The organism is Methanosarcina sp., assembly GCF_049706645.1.
GTDB lineage: Archaea > Halobacteriota > Methanosarcinia > Methanosarcinales > Methanosarcinaceae > Methanosarcina.
The window spans coordinates 1-17,479 of the sequence record NZ_JBNAKP010000026.1 but is presented as its reverse complement, the minus strand read 5'-3'; the positions used below and the strand labels follow the sequence as shown (position 1 = coordinate 17,479).

Annotated in this window: 13 protein-coding genes and 1 pseudogene; 6 read left to right on the top strand and 8 right to left on the bottom strand. The window is 38.0% G+C overall.

The features are described from left to right. Window positions 1-7: 7 nt before the first annotated feature. Window positions 8-256 carry a hypothetical protein gene (locus tag ACPK8D_RS10525; protein ID WP_424717807.1) on the top strand — a complete coding sequence of 83 codons (249 nt, stop codon included), beginning with the start codon at window positions 8-10 and terminating at the stop codon, window positions 254-256. Window positions 257-987: 731 nt separating this feature from the next. Here the strand turns inward: ACPK8D_RS10525 and ACPK8D_RS10520 are convergent. Further along, window positions 988-1,290, bottom strand: coding sequence for a PKD domain-containing protein (locus ACPK8D_RS10520; RefSeq protein WP_424717806.1), 303 nt, complete (start codon window positions 1,288-1,290; stop codon window positions 988-990). 403 nt (window positions 1,291-1,693) lie between these two features. Beyond that, entirely contained in the window at window positions 1,694-3,253 is a 1,560-nt protein-coding gene (locus ACPK8D_RS10515) for a PKD domain-containing protein (RefSeq protein ID WP_424717805.1), read from the bottom strand. A gap of 464 nt (window positions 3,254-3,717) precedes the next feature. Here ACPK8D_RS10515 and ACPK8D_RS10510 point away from each other — a divergent pair, with 464 nt between their 5' ends. Together ACPK8D_RS10510 and ACPK8D_RS10505 are read left to right on the top strand one after the other, a co-directional pair. Next, complete coding sequence (locus tag ACPK8D_RS10510) at window positions 3,718-4,299, top strand: hypothetical protein (RefSeq protein WP_424717804.1); 582 nt, start codon at window positions 3,718-3,720, stop codon at window positions 4,297-4,299. Between the two features lie 40 nt (window positions 4,300-4,339). Next, window positions 4,340-6,553, top strand: a complete 2,214-nt coding sequence (locus ACPK8D_RS10505) for a tetratricopeptide repeat protein (protein ID WP_424717880.1) — start codon at window positions 4,340-4,342, stop codon at window positions 6,551-6,553. A 264-nt stretch (window positions 6,554-6,817) separates the two neighbouring features. On the opposite strand, the gene ACPK8D_RS10500 is transcribed toward ACPK8D_RS10505, so the two are convergent. The 6 genes from ACPK8D_RS10500 to ACPK8D_RS10475 all read right to left on the bottom strand — a co-directional run bounded on the left by ACPK8D_RS10500 (window position 6,818) and on the right by ACPK8D_RS10475 (window position 12,772). Further along, window positions 6,818-8,473 carry a DNA polymerase gene (locus ACPK8D_RS10500; protein ID WP_424717803.1) on the bottom strand — a complete coding sequence of 552 codons (1,656 nt, stop codon included), beginning with the start codon at window positions 8,471-8,473 and terminating at the stop codon, window positions 6,818-6,820. Continuing rightward, window positions 8,474-10,402: a hypothetical protein gene (locus ACPK8D_RS10495; RefSeq protein ID WP_424717802.1), complete on the bottom strand. Its 1,929-nt coding sequence runs from the start codon at window positions 10,400-10,402 to the stop codon at window positions 8,474-8,476. Window positions 10,403-10,656: 254 nt separating this feature from the next. Next, the gene (locus ACPK8D_RS10490; protein ID WP_424717801.1) at window positions 10,657-10,812 is read right to left on the bottom strand and encodes a hypothetical protein; all 156 of its coding nucleotides are present in this window, start codon (window positions 10,810-10,812) and stop codon (window positions 10,657-10,659) included. 118 nt (window positions 10,813-10,930) lie between these two features. Continuing rightward, complete coding sequence (locus tag ACPK8D_RS10485) at window positions 10,931-11,197, bottom strand: hypothetical protein (protein ID WP_424717800.1); 267 nt, start codon at window positions 11,195-11,197, stop codon at window positions 10,931-10,933. Then, complete coding sequence (locus ACPK8D_RS10480; protein WP_424717799.1) at window positions 11,198-11,398, bottom strand: hypothetical protein; 201 nt, start codon at window positions 11,396-11,398, stop codon at window positions 11,198-11,200. 81 nt (window positions 11,399-11,479) lie between these two features. Continuing rightward, entirely contained in the window at window positions 11,480-12,772 is a 1,293-nt protein-coding gene (locus tag ACPK8D_RS10475) for a tyrosine-type recombinase/integrase (protein ID WP_424717798.1), read from the bottom strand. An 84-nt stretch (window positions 12,773-12,856) separates the two neighbouring features. Between ACPK8D_RS10475 and ACPK8D_RS10470 the strand changes: the two are divergent. The 3 genes and pseudogenes from ACPK8D_RS10470 to ACPK8D_RS10460 all read left to right on the top strand — a co-directional run. Next, window positions 12,857-13,021: pseudogene (locus ACPK8D_RS10470) on the top strand (4Fe-4S binding protein); the annotation flags it as partial. Between the two features lie 1,357 nt (window positions 13,022-14,378). After that, the gene (locus ACPK8D_RS10465) at window positions 14,379-15,593 is read left to right on the top strand and encodes an aldo/keto reductase (protein WP_424717879.1); all 1,215 of its coding nucleotides are present in this window, start codon (window positions 14,379-14,381) and stop codon (window positions 15,591-15,593) included. Between the two features lie 400 nt (window positions 15,594-15,993). Continuing rightward, window positions 15,994-17,193 carry an aldo/keto reductase gene (locus ACPK8D_RS10460; protein ID WP_424717797.1) on the top strand — a complete coding sequence of 400 codons (1,200 nt, stop codon included), beginning with the start codon at window positions 15,994-15,996 and terminating at the stop codon, window positions 17,191-17,193. Window positions 17,194-17,479: the final 286 nt, after the last annotated feature.

The window sequence follows — 17,479 nt, the reverse complement described above, 5'->3', positions numbered from 1 at the left end:
ATTCTTTATGCAGAATCTGAGAATATCTAACTTTGAAGCATTCTTACAGTTTTTAGAATGGTATTCCGAACGCCTTAGATATACTTTCGAGCATGGACTCAAGAATGGAAACGGTTTCATCGACTCGGGAGAAGAACTTTTGTTAAACCGTGCTATGATAATGATGCACTGGAAAAAATGGGACGGGGAAAATTGGGTAAAAGCTTTAGAAGGGTATAAATCATCAAGGAGAATTCCCGCAAAAAATTCTAATTAACTTCTAAGATAGATCAAAAACGATCCATGCGTCAACGGTTAAGGAATTTTCTTGCCTGTATGTCTCGATTTCAGAGAGAAAATTGATCCCCAAATTTTGAGCTCTGAAACTGAAATCGATGTCCAACTCCAACTTCACATCAATGAATAAGTTGACAAACTTTGTGGAAATCGATTTAATTTATCACGATTCCTCACTTAAGCGAAAACGCATGAATTAGAATTATTAATTTATGACAAATTTAGAGATTAACTGAGAATGTTTTATTCCAAAGTTATTTCGGTTTTTTATTCTTTTATGTAGGATGTAAATCGAATACAGGAGAGTCATTGTTTTTACTTTCTCTTCAAATTTGTTTCATCTCATATGGTCATTTCACATCACTAGATAGGAATGAATTTCCCTCAATAATTAAACTCTTGAGCCATCCGATAGTGTATCATATACCTAACTATCCAATGATTTTGAAACTGCGAAATCATTTCAGGATACAACAATCCAATATGGCAATGCAAAACTCACATTTGTGCTCGTATTGTTAGCAAAGAATCTCAGGTTGCTGAAATCAGCATTCATCCCCGATTCCCAAGGAATCGTAAAATTAACCTGATAACCATCCTGAGCAGTTCCTGTTACATTGATGTTCATATAAGAGTAAGAGCTGCTATTACCATAGATAGCGTCAAACACTTGTATAATTTTATTTGTAGAATCATATCCGAGAGCATTGGTTACAGTAAGATCACAGTATAGTTTCCCATTTCAAAGTAAGTATGGATAGGGTTCTGCTCAGTAGAATTAGTTCCATCCCCAAAATCCCAGTTCCATTCTGTTGCATTTTCAGAACTGTCGTTAAACTGGACTGACAGGGGAGCATAACCCTCGGTGACGTTGGTGCTGAAATTCGCAATGGGATGTACTGATGGTGCTGCGTCTGCAATTATCACAGACATATTCAGCGCCAGCGCCATTATTCCTATGACTGTTATGAGGGCATACCCTCTGTGTGTTTTGCCACATTTTGTTTCTCGCATTTAAACATGCTCATCTTCCTTCGTTAGCGTTTACTTATCCCACCTACACTCCAATTATTTTTCATATAAAAAAATTAATATTAAAAACCAATGCATACTTTATTAATTTTCTCATGAGCTGTTGGAAGCTTCAAAAAGCAGTTCCTCTTTTGAGAGAATTAATTAAAAATAGTATTAAGAAACCTCGTAACAAAAGGGTCACTCAGGAATAATAGATGGACTTAGAATTCTATTGAGAGGTGAACAGCACACAAGCTAGCAATAAAAAAAGGTGAAGTGTTGCTCTTTCACATTGTTTTCTACATCTATCTTTTTACCGTTGTTATTTCAATTTCTGAAATAATCATTTACTAAATTTATGTGGATTCTGTATTTCTAGGGATTTATAGAGCAAAGATTTCACTTATTCCTTAGGACGTCGTCGTTTTATCCATGCTACGATACGCTTTTTCGATTCATAATAAATATCTTCTATAACTTTGGTAAATATAACAGGAAGAGCAGCGAAAAAGACAATACCGATTAAACCAATAATTTTAATCTTTGGATTTTGAAGTAATTCCATTACTTCTTTTTGAACCGTTTGTGTATCAATAAGAGAATTGCTATGTTTTGAGTTACTGTCATTGCTGTGAGATAGATTAGTTTCCTCTGTCTGTGTCGAATGAAGTTGTTCCTTTGCTACTGCAAACACATTAGAATTTATACTACTTCCAACTTCATTCTTTATAGTCAATTTAACAGTATAACTACCAGCTTCAACAAAAGTGTGCGTTGGATTTTGGTCAGTAGATGTAGTTCTATCTCCAAAGTCCCATAACCATGAGGTAGGCGTTCCTGTACTTGTGTCAGTAAATACTACACTTAAAGGTACAGTGCCAGATGTTACACTGCTAGTAAAACTTGCAACCGGTGGTTGTAGAAGAGAATCGTTCTTAATAGCAAACTTCTGAATGCGATTATTAGTAGAATCTACAACATAAATACTGCCCGAAGAGTCTATAGCGACACTTTGTGGATAATAAAATTTTCCGTTCTCCATACCAGAAGAACCCCATTTGGCAATTAAATTATCGTTGCTATCGAACTTTAGAATGCGGTCATTGAGCTTATCAGCAACATAAATATTGTCTGAAAAATCGACTGTAACACCGGATGGATTATTGAATTGTCTGTCATCTCCGACCTGAGAACCCAAATTGCTAATGAACCTGCCATTGCTATCAAACTTTTGAATGCGATTATTATATGTATCAGCAACATAAATACTGTCTGAAGAATCTATTGCAATATCATATGGAAGACTAAATTGTCCGTTGTCGCTACCAGAAGAACCCCATTTAGTTATGAACTTGCCACTGCTGTCAAACTTCTGAATAATGTTAACATGATCTGCAACATAAACATTGCCTGAAGAATCAACAGCAACACTAGTGAGAGAAAAAAATTGTCCGTTCTCCATGCCAGAAGAACCCCATTGAGTAAGATAGTTACCATTGCTGTCAAACTTCTGAATGCGATCATTACCAGAATCAGCAACATAAATATTACCTGAAGAGTCGACAGCAATATCAACTGGTTCATTAAATTCTCCTTTGCTGCTACCCTTAGAGCAACTTTCTGCAGATTGTATGTCACCCACACATTTAATGAAGAGACCATCGCTGGAGAATTCCTGAATGCGATGATTGGACTTATCAGCAATATAAATATTATCTAAAGAATCTACAGCAATACCCATTGGGACATCAAATTGTCCGACGGCTTTTCCGTTAGAACCCCATTGCATAACATATGAGTAAGTCTCAGCGTGAATTATAGAAGCAGTCATTAGTCCGAGAAGAAGGATAGTGAGGCATATTGAAGTGACTCTTAACAAGCTCACATGTTTATACTTCATCTTTGATTCCCTTTTCGTCTTCCCTTTCTTTCCTTCCTTAATAACATCAGCTGTTATTACCATTTTATATCAGTTTATAAACTTTTTCATTTATCCTCGCTGATGAATTAATTGTCTTATTCTTCCCTCGGTGAACTCCCTTTGGCGTTGTGAGAATTCTACACATCAATACAAGTATTGTAATTTGTCGTTTCACACTTTTTTCCAGTAGTTCATTAACCATTAGCCTATTGCAAGCGAAGAGCGAATCATTTTGAAGCCGGTTATTACATTGTCATAGGGCATAAAAGCTGAGAATTACGTATTTGGTACATTGCTAATTTATCATAGGACTTACGCATATGAAGTTCAAAATCAAGTACATTTGACATTGCAGTTAAACTTGCTCTTTAAACAGTTAGAGGTTTATTGGCTCTTGATTCTCAGTTCAACCGCGTAAGTCCTAAATCATTCTAAATAGTAAAACTTATTTTACTAGCTTCTCATATCAGAAAGGAAATAGAAAAGTCTTTCAGATAGGGATTTTTGTGGATGCAGCGACCCTTGAGATTATCTCTAAGCAGGCAGCGACAATTCTTGCTCCAGCGCTTCCTTTCATTTATATAAGCGGCGAAGCCGTAGCAGAGACTGTTAAAAATACTCTTTTAGAGGAGGGTATTAAAAAACTCGGCAAAGAGACAATATATAAAGCTAGATATTTGTTAGAAAAATTAAGTCCTAAAATGAGTGAGTCTCTTGAAAAAGCACGCAGAAAAGTATCTAAAAACTCAAATTGTCCAGAAGCAAAGCAGGAACTTCAAGAAGCAAAGGAAGAGTTAAAGCAAGAAATTCTTAAATTTTTGAGAGAAAATCCTACTCTCGCAAACGAAATCGAGACTATAACTCTTAATATAAAAAATGTTAATCAGTTGAATGTAGGAGATAACTGCATTTATTTCAATTTTGGAACTCTCTCCTATGATGAATACTTTAAGATCATTGATCATATTACGAAAGAGAATGCAAATATAGAAATTGATAATGAGAAAATTCTGAACAGTTATAGCCCTTCCATTCTCCCTTATTACTGTGATCCACTAAAAAGTTTAGTTAAAAAAAAATCGAGCTGAAGATTTAAAAAAGTCTCAAGAATATCTTAAAAAACAAAGAATTCTAATAATAACTGGGGTAGGTGGAATAGGAAAGTCAACTTTATTAAGAGAAATTGTAGATTCAAGACCAGTAGAAATTCCCTCTCCTTTCTGGTTTTCTTTTTACCAGAATCAGGACGCAAAATTGATCAACGTTCTTGAGGCACTTGCAGGTTACCTGAAAGTTCCAGAAATTGCTTCATTTGATAAGGAAAAAGGGGAAGTTGGACAGATCAATATTAATAGATTAACAGATGAACTCCATAAAAATACATTCTGGCTCGTTTTTGACGATCTGAATACTATTCTGGAAGATAGGAGTTTTATAGATAAAGGATTGGAGAACCTCTTTTTTTCTCTCCATAACAACACTCACGAATCAAAAATTCTCATAACTAGTCGAATAATTCCTATGTTTAAAAATGGAGGGAGCTTAATAGATCTCAATAAAGGCGAAGATAAGCAGAAATTAGAAGGTCTAACAATTGAATTTGCAATAGATTTCCTTGTCCAAAGCGGATTTAAAGAAACTGATACTGACCAGTTAAAAGTACTTGCTGAAAGGGTAGGAGGACATCCTCTTGCCCTTTATCTCCTTGTGAGTTTGAGCAAATCGTATAGTGTAGATGATATTCTTAGAGAGACGATACTGTTTCAGGATGAGAAGGGAGCAATTAAGAATACTAGAAGATTATTTGACAAATTAGCAGGAAATGAGAAAAAACTACTTGAAAGAATTTCTGTATATCGTGAGCCTGTGAAACTACAAGCCATAACAGAAATGCGTACTCAAGACATTCCAGTAAATTCTATCCGAAATTTAATCGAAAAATCCCTACTTGAAACAGATAATGCTGGTAAATATTGGCTTCACCCATTGATTAAAGAGTTTTCCTATGAGGACCTGGAAAACAAAGAAGAAACCCATTCATGTGCAGCAAAATATTATAAGTCCCTTATACCCCAAGGGAAACCTTATACTAAAAATCTTATTCAGCCAGTAATTGAAGCCCATTATCATTATTGTAAAGCTAGGAAATATGATGAAGCGGCATCTTTTATTTTGGATTCAAACTTTAATAAGTTATTAAATGACGAGGGGTACTCTAGAAAATTGATTGAGACTTATGAACTAATGCTACCTGAGGAAGATTCTAAAGGTAATTCATTTTTTGAAAAGCAGACTTATGGAGATATTCTCAGTAATTTGGGCAATGCACGCCGTTATATTGGAGAACCCAGAAAAGCAATTAAGCATTACAATGAGGCAGTAAAAATTGCAGAAAAGAATAACAACAAAAAAGCAGAAGGAATTAATCTTGGCTATCTAGGGGATGCATACCGTAATCTTGGAGAACTCCGAAAAGCGATTGAATATTATGATCAAGCAGTAAAAATTGTGCGTGATATCAAAGATAGAAGAAGTGAAGGAATTAACCTCGGAAATTTAGGCATTGCTTATAGTGATCTTGGAGAGACAGAGGAATCGATTAAATGTTATGAAGAAGCGCTCGAAATTTCAAGATTCTATAAAGATAGGAGAGAAGAAGGAAATTATCTCGGTAATTTGGGTAGTGCATATCGCAATCTTGGGGAGTATAAAGAAGCAATCAAATATTACAATGAATCAATAAATATTTTACATGAGGCTGGAGATAGGAGAAGAAAAGGTAATCACCTTGGAAACTTAGGAAGTACATATCGAGATCTTGGTGATGAAGAAAATGATAAAGAAAAAAGAATTGGGTATTATCATTTGGCAGCTAAATATCATAGTAATGCAATAAAAATATTGCGCAGTGTTGGCGATAAGAGAAGAGAAGGTAATCACCTTAGCAATTTAGGTAGCGTATGCCTCGCCCTTGATAAGACAGATGAAGCGATAGAACACTGCAGAGCTGCGCAGACAATTTTACTTGAGGCTGAAGATACAAGAGGCATAGCAAATAACATCAATATTTTAGGTAGTGTATGTCTTAAACTTGGGAATCCAAAAAAAGCAATTAGATATTATAATAATGCGCTGGAAATTCAGGAAAAAATAGAAAATAAAAGAGGAGTAGGAAATAACCTTCGAGATCTAGGTTTTGCCTACAGTGAACTTGGAGATTCAGGAAAAGCTATTGAAAATTTAAGGAAGGCTTTGAGTATTGGAAAAGAAATAAAAGATCCTCGAATAATTAATCGTTGTGAGCAGAAAATAAAATCATTACAAGAATCTGAAATGAAGTAAATCAGAGATGTTAGTTGTTATGAGAAAAAAATTAAGAGAAGTTTGAAAAGGAGAAAGAGAAAATAAAAGATCCAGGGAGTCATAAAACTTTTTCTTTAGGTTGCGGGGACCCCTGATAGAAAAAATTAACAGACAGGTGCTAAACCTGCTTTTTTAATATTTGTAATTTTAGCGTTAGCATCATTAATATATTGAAGATTTTAACCTTCATCTAAAAGCCCATTCAAGCATCGTTTTTCACTTCCGTTTTTAGTGAATTAATGCTCACTTGGACCAACAATCTGCTACAGTGACTTCAGCAACACAAGGCAGATCTTTTAAGTACACTTTGCCTGCTTTCTCCATTTCCTCTTTCACAATTTGGGCAACTTCCTCTGCCATTGCTTCAGGAGCTTCAAAGCATAATTCATCATGGATTGTATTCACGAACCTAATAACGCCTTTAGGCTCCAGTTTAAGGAAGATATTTGCCATTGCTACTTTTATCATATCAGCGCATAAGGACTGTATAGGCAAGTTTTTAGACTGCCTTTTTACACTATTTATTTTACTTTTATCCAGAGTTCTTTCAAATTTTATGTATCTTCCAGCCTTATTCTTTAATGCAAACTTTTTGGCACCTTCTTCACTAATATCCCAGAGATAACTTTTTACTGAAGGATAGGCTTTAAAGTAATCTTTAATTACTTTTTCAGCCTCCTCTGTGCCCAATGTAATTTCAGCTTGCCTGAGATTCTTTATCAACCCTGGAACCCAAAGACCATAAGACAACCCAAAATTAACCTTTTTAGCTACTGTACGCTGTACTTTTGTTACCTGGTCCAAAGGTACACGGTAGATCTTTGATGCTGTGAGCTGGTGCAGATCCTCACCGGAATTATAAGCCCTCAGAAACTCCTTATCCTGTGATACCTGACCAAGAATTCTAAGTTCTATTTGTGAGTAGTCTGCAGTTATTATCTTATATCCTGATGCTGCTTTGTATATGGATCTCCATTCTGTAAACCTTGAAGGCTGCTGCTGAAGATTTGGGTTTGAACTTGTAAACCTGCCGGATTTTGCGCCATATTGATTAAAGTCTGAGTGGACTCTGCCAGTTACAGGATTAATGAACTGTTGAATTCTAGAGGTGAATTTAGTAATCAGTGTGTTTACTTCCCTATACTCCAAGAGTGTATCTATTACAGGATGATCATATTTCATCAGCTCACCTGCAGACGTGCCATCTACAGGGATTCCCAGGCGATTTAAGGCATCCTTTAATTGTACTGGACTGTTTATATTAACTGTATGTGGCTTGAATGAATTTGCAAGAGACTGAGCTAATTTAACCCTCCGTTCCTCAAGTTGACTGTTTATTTCTGCAACTTTTTGCACATCTGTATTGACTCCTGAGAGCTCAAGCCATACTACTGCAGGAAGGGCTTTCATCTCTGTATCAACAACAGAGCTGATACCAAGATAATCAATCATGGCTCTCTGTCTCTGCATTATCTGTGGAAGATACACCAAATCATTCAATGCGTACTCTTTTTGTTCCTCTGTAAGATCCACACCTCTTTTGAATCCGCATTGTTCGGATTTATCCAGGGTTACTCCACAATATTTAAACACAAGATCTTTGAGTGAGGCTCCCTTTCTTCTTGCAAGGAGTCCTCCAGATATAGCAATCTCTGCAATGTAGGTATCATATACGTTTTTAAGAGTTATTCCGTATCTGTATTTCAGAAACTTTGAGTCAAACTTTATACCGTGTCCTACAATTACATTATTCTCCAGCTTCGGTTTTATTGCATCCAAGTTATCAGGGTCTTTCAGGAGAATTGTTTTTCCTGACTGCGTTAATATCTGTAATGTCACAAGATTACAAGTATAAGAGTCAAGACCGTCAGTTTCAATATCAAGAAAGAGGAAGGGCATTTAAAGCACCTCCTCATCAAGGAGATTTGCTGCATCAGAGAGAGTTTCAGCACTAATCTCTCTTTTAGTGGCTCCCATCATAGATTTTAGGCTTGCACCTGCTGGCTTTGCAGTGGCGAGAGGCGCGGATTTAACTTTGGATTTTGGAACTTGATTTTTCACCTCTTTCACCAATTTCGCCGATTTCACCATTTCACTTGAATGATCTATCAAGATCGCGTTTACTATAGAATTATCCTGATTTTTCACCTTTTTCACCACACTTTCTGTATTGTTGGTGAATAGGTGAAATTGGTGAAATTGGTGAAATTGGTGAAACGTACTTTTCTCTAGGTGTTCTCTAAGGTCAACCTGATCATCTTGCAGAATTATTATTTCTCCACCTGTTTCAACGATACGCTTTATTATGACTGCTTTTGATGATTCAAGAGTCTCAAGAACATCCTCAAAATCTTTCTTTTTGAGTTTAGAGTTTTTCAATAACTTTGACCTAGTGGCTGTATTTCCCTGTCTGCGTAGAGTTACAAGCACTTTTTCAACTTGGTTAAATTTAACATCTTCTTCAAGTTTTGAAATTACGCTCATGTACGATGGTATGAAGTACTCAATAATGAGTGCCAGAGCGAGTTTCATTGTTTCTTCGGTAATTTCAAAGCTTGGTCTCTTCTTTCCAATTTCAATAAGCATGGCAAGTTTCAGTGCATAGAGTTGATACCTTCCTACTGCTGCATTGAGCATACCGTTACCTAATTTATCTAAGGAGGTCTCCAGATCTGCTACTACATGATTAAATAGAGCTAGAGCAGGTTTCTCTATGTGGAAGTCAATTACAGGTGACTCTTCAAACATCTTGTGAATTAATTTCACTCTGGCTGATAATGTTGTCCAAGCGTTTACATCTTCATCAGCCTCAAGATCAATGTCTTTCCTAGGCTTGCAGTAATCAGGTGAGAAATACAGGAACCTAAAACCCCATCCAGTATTAACACTCTCTAAGGTTACTTTCTGTACAAAGCTATCAAGAGTAGTTCCGTACATGTGAGTAACATAAGGGCTGTTTACTATGACTTCTTCTTTGGCAAGGGCTTTCCTGAGTGTCTGACCATCATAAATTGCACATTCGTTATCGTAAATACCTTCATTGTACTTCTTGTTGTATTTTGCAAGCAATCCGCTAACTTCATCTCTTACAAAGTTTGCTGTTGGAGTCTCAGAAAGAACTTTCAGATAACCTTCAACACTAAACTCATCGTTGTATAATACAGAGCTAGTGGCATGTTCATATATACTTCTGGTTTTATTGATTGCTGTTGATTTTCTGCTTGTTGTGGATCTACCAAGAATGAACATCCAGATATTTGGTTTAAGGGTTTCCTGCTTCAACCTGAGTTGTACTTTTCCCTGCGTTAATGCAGACAGAAGCCAAAGTCCAGAACCAACCTGATACTCATAGTATGTGTCAGAGAGGCTTGATAGCCATCTTGTGTGAATGTTTATAAGGTGGTCTTCTTCAAGGATCTCTGCTAAGTCTGGCATCCTGACACTGAAGCCATTAGATTTAATGCTGTCAAGCTGCTCAAGTGTTATTTCATCCTCTTCAGCCTTCTTTTCGTCAGCTTTTTTAATCTCAGCGGTAATAAATAGCAGTTTCTCATCAGTCTGAAGTCTATTCCATTTAACACTTTTAGCATATGTAGAGAGTATAGCTTCAATATCACGTTCATCGAATTCAGCAAGCAGCCTTACAAGTTTATTATAAAGTTTCTCATCATCTTGATATGACTTTGATTTAAGAATTTTAAAGATAAGGGGTTTTGTAATCATCATCTCAACTAAGTCTTCATCAATGCTACAGTTCCCCTCAATTGATTTTTGAGGTAGATAGTGATAAGTATCAAGTAACTCTTCACGGTTCATTTCTTCAACCATTTTTCACATCTCCTAAAAATCAAACTACCTTAGCGGCAACTGATCCATTTCCAGTCAAAAAAGTCGATACAAAATAAAGGTTTCCGTATGCATAGACGGCGATACCCTTAAATACACAAAGGACATAAATAATATATAGATATAAATTCTTCATATTGTCAAATCCATGATACCTTTTTGGTGTTGTGGTACCGGTTCTGCAGGGTTCTGGTCGCCAAACTTTGAGCCCTGTTGAACTTCGTGCTATACTCTTTTTACACTGGATTCCTCATATTGAATGCTTCCTCAATTATCATTCCGTAAAATGCCGAGGTTGACATGCTGGGCGTTTTTATAGCCTGCAATTTTTGATCAGTTTCAAAATCCAAGTAAACCATTCTGCCTACTTTCTTGTTCGTTACGTTTGTCATTCTTAACACCTTAGAGACGTTTCTAATTCTTGTTTCTTAATTACTTATATATCATGTTTCTAAGTATTTAAATATTTCTTAAAATGTGTACATTATACATAAAAACCTTACCCTTTGTTTATATATCAACATGCCCTAACATCTTTCTAACTAATCCTAAAAACAAATATAAATTTTCATTACGTGCAGACATTGGAAGTATATACTTTTCAGGGCAGTTTTTCAAATATTTGCTTATAGAGAAGACTTTGTAGAGGTAAAAGTTTAAATTCATGTGAAAATTTGACGTAAAACTTTCTTTTCTTTTTAATGGTTTACGTGTATATGTGCAGGTCAGGGCAGACCTGAGCAAAGCTAGATTAGAAAAGAGAAAAACAGGAAGCACTCACGCACCTCCTGCTGCGATTTCAAAAATTAAGTTAGCTTTCGCTCGTTCGGTAATAGTTCCGAATTTAGAAAGGTAATCAAGCGTTTCCTTGTGGCTGCTTACAATCTTTTTGAAAGTCTCCACTATCTCAGGATTTAGGCATGTCACAGGCTCGGTACATTGTTTATTCTGGTTTTGGTAATCATCTCTCGGCGACATCGAAGGCTTTTCAGCGATCGCTACAAAATTTTCGCCTTTTTAGTAGCTATATTTATGTTATCTGAATATTTAAAGTCAAGCTTAATTTTTGTTATTTGAAAGTTCTGAAATCTTAGCATTAAGCATGTTTAATATTTTTGGGTCTGCTGCTATAGCTTCCATTATAACCGTATCTAAACTTTCTTTTTCTCTTTCAAGTTGCTTCATTCTCTCAATTTCTGCTTTTAAGTCCTGTACTTCTCGTCTTTCCACTACATGCCTTGCAGTCTCAGATCTGAGAATTTCATTCTCTCTCACAATTGCTAGGTACTCAGGACTTACACTTATGTCAAGCGATTTTTCTATAGTTAAATAAGGTATAAATTTTTGATACATCTCTTTGAGCTGCTTATTATCAGGTCTATAATACGCATGTTTTGTTTCTCCTAGAGAGTGCCCCATTGTAAATTCTACAAACTGCGAGTCTGCACCTGCGTTCAGCATTGCTGAATTATAGTACTTCCTCATAGTATGCGAGCGTACAACGTTGTAGAATCCCTGTTTTGTGCTTTTCTTCGCTTTATCTGATATTGCCCTATACAGTTTGGATATAGCATTTTCTGTAAGCTTTCTTAATTCATCATCCTGGGTCTGCAGGAATTCGTCAGGAACTTGCCGCAGAATAAAAAGGTAGCCGTCATTATCTAAGGTTCTCTGTTTTTCGACCTGTTGTTTTCTCCTACATGTCGCGGCTTTAATATCTCTGTCTCGAAATTCAAGGTAATCTAAAACAGCTTTAGACGCCTCAGGACTTAGAAAAGTCACAAACTCTACCCCTGTCTTTCCCCTTGTTAAGTTAAAAGTAGTGATTCCCGTTTTAGAGTCGTAACCTTTCTTAAAATCATCTAACTTTAAATTTTGTATTTCGTTTGAAGATAAACCGCTTGAGATTCCTGTAAGCATAATTGCCTTTTCAAGTGGATCGCATACTTTTAATACGTCCTGTAAATCTTCTTTTTTAGGCACTAAATTATTCTCTTTTATGGTTCTTGCTCTGCGTTTGTCACTCTGAAGATTTGGAATTTCAATATCAAAAGATTTATAAAAACTCCTTACACCTGTAATGCGCCCTCTGATAGTGAAGTCTGCTAAATTTTGGTCTTGCATTTGCTTTTTAAATCGCATCAGATAAGTTTTTATTTTTCTCTGACGTGGTAATATACCTGAGGTAATTTCTCCCTCTGCTTCCAGTATCAGCTCTTTGGAACTCTTCCCTACGAAGTCAGTGTAAGCTTGCATACCCTGAAGGTACGCATTCTCTGTGTTCTCCACAGGATTTAGATTTAAAAGCCACTCCTTTATAAACTCATCTTGTTTAAGTTCGTAAATTTTCATAGCTCAACCCTGAAAAATAAAACGATCTCAAAACATAAATACCTTGCCTTAAGTATATGACTATTTACAAACACCGAGCCCGGAGGATTTGCTTCCCAGTGCATTGAGTGTGGCCAGTGTATGGAAAAATGCCCCCAGAGTCTGAAAATTCCCGATCTGCTCAAAGCTGTTGCAGAGGAACTGGAAGGACCTGATCTGGAGAAAAGGATAGCCATCGCTAAACAACTTTTCAAGAAAGTTGATTGTTGAGTAAAATTCACTAACTGGCTAATGGGAGTAAGGGGAATCAATAGAGAGAGCAAGGGGAGTAAGGGGGCAAGGGGGCAAGAGAGCAAGTGGGAAAATGGTGCTCAACAGAAGGATTTCAAACTCTGATTCTCAAAACAGTTATGAGACTTTATGCATATGGAATAAAAACGGTTGTGGAATGGGCTCATGATATATTTGGATAGCCAGCTAAGACTCCCGGATCGGAATTTCCAGGCTCTTGATCCTCCAGGTACAGATAAACCCAGGAAATCCGTTTTCAGGCTCCTGGCTCTATTCTATGTTTTTAAATGACCTGGATCTTTGAGCGTTAGCGCTGGCACCAAGTTAACTTCAAAGTTTATTTACTCTTGCCTCTTGTCTCCTTTTTCTCCACCTGAGAAGTCTTTTGGCAATACAATAAAACAAAATCATTTTTAAGATATAAAGAGATATTAAAAACGATATCACGTAACACTCTTAGCATAAATGTAGCTTACTTAGTCCAATTCTTTTGTATAGTTGCAATCCAGATCTTCACACACAGAATAATTATTGTGAGGTTCTTGCGCAGAAGATAAGTTCATACCTTTGCAAATGTAAGTGCTTATCTTTTTATAGATCTGCTTCCTTGAAAAGCTTAAGCTTTCTAAAACAATTAAGTTTTCCAAAGTAATCACGCTTGCTGTACGTGAAGTATTATAAATCATTCCAACATTCTCTGGAGTTTTGTTGTCGGACTTCCCAGAACCCCACGGGAAAGTCAGGTGCTTCTGACTTTTCAAAACCAATTGGTTCCGGAATGCCAGCTCCATCAGCTGAGACTATGACATATAGAGACTATGATAATATATCCAGTACCTCTTCCTGAAAACTCCTCTTTATTATTTATCTTTATTATTTAGCTGGTTTCCAGGCTCTTCATTAAAAAGTCAATTGAATTTCTCCATTTCCGATTAGGAAATGCATGTTTAAAGGAATTGGAAATAAACTCATTAACAATCGTTTCTAATGAACCGCAGTATCTTATTCTTCCCGGATATTCCAGTAAAGGTGCAACAAAATCTCGGTGCAACAAAATCTCAGGAAGTAAAAAGGCAGTTATTCTCTGGAAATAACCTTCCCATAAATTCTTTCTCTGGTTGAAAACTCCAGTGTTGAACATTTTAATTTTAACTGAGATATATTAGATATTTTTTTATTTGAGATCAATAAAATTTTGGGATCAACAATTTCTATTTTTACGTAATCTAGATACTTTATTCCTTTAATAAAGTCATGATAACGTATAATTACATTAATGACGTCATTTTAAAGGCAGAAGAATAATGAGAAAAGGGGAAGCAAGGGGGGAAAGTGGATACTTTACAGAAGGATTCCAAAGAACGGAGACAAGCTTTCAATACTGGGTTTCGGGTGCATGCGGCTTTCTGTAAAAGATGGGAGGATTGATAGGGAAGAGGCAAAACGCCAGATACGTTATGCAATCGACCATGGAGTTAATTACATAGATACAGCCTGGACATACCATCTGGGAGAGAACGAACCTTTTCTCGGGTCAATTCTTTCAGGTGGATATCGGGAAAAGATCAAACTTGCTACAAAACTCCCTTCATGGATAATAAAGAGCAGGGAGGACATGGACAGCATTCTGAATGCCCAGCTTGAGAGACTAAGGACAGGTTATATAGATTATTATCTTGTGCACTCCCTTATCGGGACTTTATGGGACAGGCTGAAAAGCCTCGGGGTAACCGATTTCCTTGACAGGGCAAAGGCTGACGGCCGAATTGTCAATGCCGGCTTTTCTTTCCACGGATCAATTGAAGATTTTAAGCGAATTGTGGATGCATATCCCTGGACTTTCTGCCAGATCCAGTATAATTTTCTGGACCGAAAAAATCAGGCCGGTGCCGAAGGACTCAAGTATGCGGCTTCAAAAGGGCTGGGTGTTATTGTTATGGAACCCCTGCGCGGAGGTAAACTTACAAGGCTGGTACCTCCTGAAGTGCAGGAGATCTGGAACGAAGCTCCCGTGAAACGCACGCCAGCAGAATGGGGTCTTCGCTGGGTGTGGAACCATCCGGAAGTTACGGTTGTGCTTTCAGGCATGAATGAGGAGTCCCAGGTTGAAGAAAACCTGAAGACGGCAGAAGAAGCCTACCCGAACACCCTTGCCGGGGTCGAACTGCAGCTTGTGGATAGAGTGGAGCAGAAGTACCGCAAGCTTATGAATACGGGCTGTACAGGCTGCAGGTACTGTTTACCCTGCTCCTCAGGTGTGGACATTCCTGGCTGTTTCGAAATCTATGACAACGTCTACCTGTCAGGTGATGAAGACGAGGGCAAGCTCATGTACGCAGCAAAACCAGGAGGAATAATAAGAGGTGGTGTCCTTGGCTACGCCTCCCAGTGCGTGCAGTGCGGACAATGCCTTGAAAAATGCCCCCAGCACCTGGATATACCTGCAATACTTAAAACTATTACACAGAAATTTGAAGGCCCTGATATTGAAACCTGGAAAGACGCTGCAAGAGAAAAGTTCAGGAAGGATCAGAGATTAGAAGCTATCTAAAGCTCGAATCCACCTGGAAGAGCTCCAGGCTGCCGCGACTATGTCAAAACTTCCAGGAAACTTCTATTCCAGTAATCCCGAAACTCAGCAAGGGCTGGAGGAAAAAAGGTCACGTATTACTTCCTTTCAATGTTTTCCAGGCTGTATCCGGCTTTATTTACTGCTAACTTAAGATAAAGGCACGGAAAACCCACTACAGAATTAATAACCGCGAAAAGCGGAGAATGTGGAAAAAACAGTTTTCCTGAGAATATGGAAAAAAAGTTTCCCTATTTCTTTGCTATATACTTCCCTTCCATTGAACGTTCATAACATTACTTATAAATTCACCCTCTGAGTAAGTTAAAAACGATAAACTCTTAAAAATTGGGGAAACAACTTAAAACGAAGGGTAATGGAAATGCTGTACAGGAAAATGCCACAGAAGGGAGATGAACTTTCTTTACTTGGGTTCGGATGCATGCGCCTCGCCATGAAGGAGAACGGCAAAATAGATGAGGAAAGAGCTACCCGGCAGGTGCGCTATGCAATCGATCACGGAGTGAACTATATCGACACGGCCTGGCCGTATCACATGGGAGAAAGCGAACCTTTCCTGGGCCGGGCCCTTGCAGGCGGATACCGTGAAAAGGTTAAACTCGCTACAAAACTTCCCTCATGGACAATAAAAAACACCGATGATATGGACAGGATCCTGAATGCCCAGTTAGAAAGGCTCAGGACGGACCATATCGATTATTACCTTGTGCACGGGCTTGTGGGGGCTTTATGGGACAAAATGGAAAAGCTTGATGTCCTGAGTTTCCTTGATAGGGCAAAAGCTGACGGCCGAATTATAAATGCAGGTTTCTCCTTCCACGGGTCAATTGAGGATTTTAAGCGAATTGTGGACGCATATCCCTGGGCTTTCTGCCAGATCCAGTACAATTTCCTGGACGAAAAAAACCAGGCAGGAACGGAAGGGCTTGAGTATGCCGCTTCAAAGGGATTGGGCATTATTATTATGGAACCCCTGCGCGGAGGCAAGCTGACAGATCCCGTGCCCCCTGAAGTGCAGGAGATCTGGAACGAAGCTCCCGTGAAACGTACACCTGCAGAATGGGCCCTTCGCTGGATCTGGAACCATCCGGAAGTCACGGTTGTGCTTTCAGGTATGAACGAGGAGTCCCATATCGAAGAGAACCTGAGAACCGCAGCTGAAGCCTATCCAAACTCCCTGAATGAAGCCGAACTTCAGCTTGTAAAGCGAGTGGAGCAAAAATACCGCCAGCTTATGAAAACCGGCTGCACAGGTTGCAGATACTGTTTATCCTGCCCTTCAGGTGTGGATATTCCAGGATGCTTTGAAATCTATGATAATTTCTACCTGTCAGGCAATGAAAAAGAAGCGAAGCTTATGTATGCAGCAAAGCCAGGTGGGATAATAAGGGGTGATGTGCCAGGGTATGCCTCCCAGTGCGTGCAGTGCGGACAGTGCGTTGAAAAATGCCCGCAGCATCTGGATATCCCTCCCCTGCTTGAAGCCGTGGCGGAAAAGTTTGAGGGAAAAGACCACAGGGGATGGAGACTGATGGCTAAAAAGGTGTTCGGGAAGGAATAAAAAGACAAAAGACTTTTGAAAAAGCATAAAGGCTTTTTGGAAGGGATAAAAGATTCCTGGAAAAGCAAAAAGGTTTCTTGGAAAGAAAAGGGTCAGACGACAAAGCGCTGATCCTTTTAGGAGCTTTTAAGGCTAATCCCCGTCACTTTAGTGGCGGGATACAGCCTTCATCTGTATCAACTTTCGTTATTTGCTAACGTTTTTCTACTTTTCAACCTATACTCTATTGTCAAGTTTTGTTCTGGAAGCTGCGAATGCTACAGAAGTCGCTTGACTTTGCTATTGA